Raw genomic sequence first — 2527 nt, 5'->3', positions numbered from 1 at the left:
TCCGGCCCACGCCACCAACCCGCCCAACAACCCCCAGAACACCCAAAAACCAGCCATCAGCGACACGCCGGAACCCCGTGAAACTTCGAGGCTAGGCTTGGTAGCCACCGCCGCCGGCCTGAGCACAGCCCTCCTGATCGGCGTAACCGTCATAGCTACCCTCGCTCTCCTGGTCATCGCCGCCACCACCATCCGCGCCCACTCCCCCAAGAAGGCGTAATGCCCACCACCCAGCCCAACTGCTCCATCGCAAGAACCCTGGAACTGGTCAACGACCGCTGGACCTTCCTGATCCTCCGCGAAGCCCACCTAGGCACCACCCGCTTCGCCGACTTCCGCGACTACCTCCACATAGCCCCCAACATCCTCACCAACCACCTGCACTCCCTGGTCGACTCCGGCCTCCTAGAAAAACGCGAGTACCAAACCCCCGGCGAACGATCCCGCTCCTCCTACCACCTAACCCCCGCAGGCGAAGACCTAAAACTAGTCCTAGCCGCCCTCCAGCAGTGGGGAGACGTCCACGCCCCCCGAGAAGCCGGCCCTACCGTCTTACGCCGAAACAAACAATCCAAGGAACTGGTGAGCGTCGGCTTCATAACTAAGGACGGCAACGCGGTCCCAGGCGAGGAAGTCATCTTCGAACCCGTCCCCGGCGGCCCCGCCGACCGAACCACCTGGCGCTGACGTTAAATTCAATGGCGAGTGGGTCGCGAGGGCTTCGAACCTCGAGTCATCGATCCGGTGACCCGACGCTATATTCCGCGCCGCGTAACGCGCTGCTGTGTTGCGACTTCAAACGGCGTCGACAGGGATGCCACGTGCTGGGTCAGGGCAGCCTGGTCGGTGAGCTCGAGTGTCCGGCGATTGCGCACGTCGGCCAGCACGGAGAATCCGTCGCCGCCGTCGGCAAGGAACGAATCAACGACGACGGTGTAGGACTGGCGCGTATCGTCTGATAGGGCCGCCGGCGGTGCGCCGCTCGACAAAAGTTCGACGCTGTCGATGTCACCCTCGTTCGCGCTCTGAAGGTGATACACAAAACGCAGGCCCGCCACTTGCAGAATTCGATTCTGCGGGGGTTGGAATTGCTGCCTCAGCACGGCCCAAATCTGCGCACCCGTGAGGTCGATCGTGACCAGGCGGTTGTTGAACGGCAATACGGCTGCCAGGTCGCTGCTCGTCACCACGCCGGCCTTGATCGGCGCTCGGATCGCCCCGGGGTTGACGAAGGCGATCTGGGTTTTGGTGGCATGACGGCGGGCATCAGCTACGAGATTTCCCAGCGCACTCTCGCCCGCGAGAGTAGACCCACCAGCCAGTGGCGGATCCAACTGCCGCAGCGCCGTGTTGACGCTGCTCACACGCGGCTCGTCGTCGCCACCACCGAAAACGCCGTGATCGATCAACAGAAACAGCGTCGCAATCGCCGTCCCGAGCACACCGAGAACGGCTCCGACCCCCTTCGCGTAATGGGTCACCCGTTTGACGACCGCACCGTCAGGCACGTCGCGAGGCTTCGACGAACGACCCTGCTCGCCCGTCGCCCCATCCGGCGCTTGCTGTGTCGCGCTTGACTGCTCCGAGTCATCCCTCCCCGGAGCGCGAAGCCATCGCCCCCTCACCACAAATTTCACGGTAGCCGCCGACGCGATGCAACGCGACCGGTCCAGACCCGGAAACCTGGTCGACCCGGCGAATGATTGCCGCTGATGGGGACGCGACGGTTGCTACCCGCAGATCGCTGGGGCGCTGTGCGGCCTCGAGGACGAGCAACGTCGCGGCATCGTTGACGGCCACGGGCAGTTGTCGGAGGGATGTCCGTCAGCCAACGTCAACTGCCGGTCGTGGCGCGAACTGCATCAGCTTGTCGGCACTACGCGAGAGGACGCCTGCCGTGATTGTGGTGCGCTCGGCCGACGACTCCTTCCTTGCATTCGACGGTCACGCGGCGGTCGGCTTCGCGGCCTACTCATTCCTCTGACCGGCGGTCGGCCTGACCCGCTCCCTCGATCTGAAGGAACTGTTCGTCTCGCAGGCGCAGCAGCATCGAGGCATTGGCAGCGCACTGATGGATCCCTGTTCGAGGCAGCTCGCAAGCACGATTGCAGTCGCGTGGAGTGGACCACCGACAACGACAATCCCGGCGCTCGGGCCCTCTACAAGACCTTTCGCGTTGAGCCAGCCCCAACCAAGCTGTTCTAAGCCTGGACAGGACCAGGCCCGCGACGAACAAGATCGGCCGTCACCCGAGGCCTGGTGCCTAGTACTGCTCGGGGGACCAGGCCGATGATCGGTCAGCCGTGACGGGCGGTCGTCTGCCGGACGAGGGCCGGCCAAGCAGTCGACGGCACGCGGCAGCGCGCAGACCGGGGGCGGAGCCCGCAAGGAAGGTACGGATGGGTCGGAGCGCGCGTAGTGGGGGCGACGTAGGGTCCTGACCCCGGTTCTTGGACACGCTGAATCCAGCCATCGGCTGGGGAAGCGAGATGATCAGGACCATGGCCCGCAAGAACTACTCCGAGGA

The 2527-nt window shown here is 64.6% G+C and carries 3 protein-coding genes; 2 read left to right on the top strand and 1 reads right to left on the bottom strand.

Features of this window, described 5'->3' with window-relative positions:
• Positions 1-220: hypothetical protein (locus tag ACZ3HV_RS44480; RefSeq protein WP_465693938.1), on the top strand; the 220-nt coding region annotated here is incomplete at its 5' end.
• Entirely contained in the window at positions 220-687 is a 468-nt protein-coding gene (locus tag ACZ3HV_RS44475) for a winged helix-turn-helix transcriptional regulator (protein ID WP_465693936.1), read from the top strand. The genes ACZ3HV_RS44480 and ACZ3HV_RS44475, both read left to right, overlap by 1 nt.
• Before the next feature lie 68 nt (positions 688-755).
• On the opposite strand, the gene ACZ3HV_RS44470 is transcribed toward ACZ3HV_RS44475, so the two are convergent.
• Positions 756-1508, bottom strand: coding sequence for a 5'-nucleotidase (locus ACZ3HV_RS44470; RefSeq protein ID WP_465693935.1), 753 nt, complete (start codon positions 1506-1508; stop codon positions 756-758).
• Between the last annotated feature and the right edge of the window lie 1019 nt (positions 1509-2527).

Source organism: Kribbella sp. NPDC020701, assembly GCF_055562215.1.
Note: the sequence above shows the minus strand (reverse complement) of the source record. Positions and strands in the feature narration are given on the sequence as shown.

Bases quoted from the DNA above. Each gene is read 5' to 3' on its own strand.
- ACZ3HV_RS44475 (WP_465693936.1), top strand. From the start codon at position 220: ATGCCCACCACCCAGCCCAACTGCTCCATCGCAAGAACCCTGGAACTG.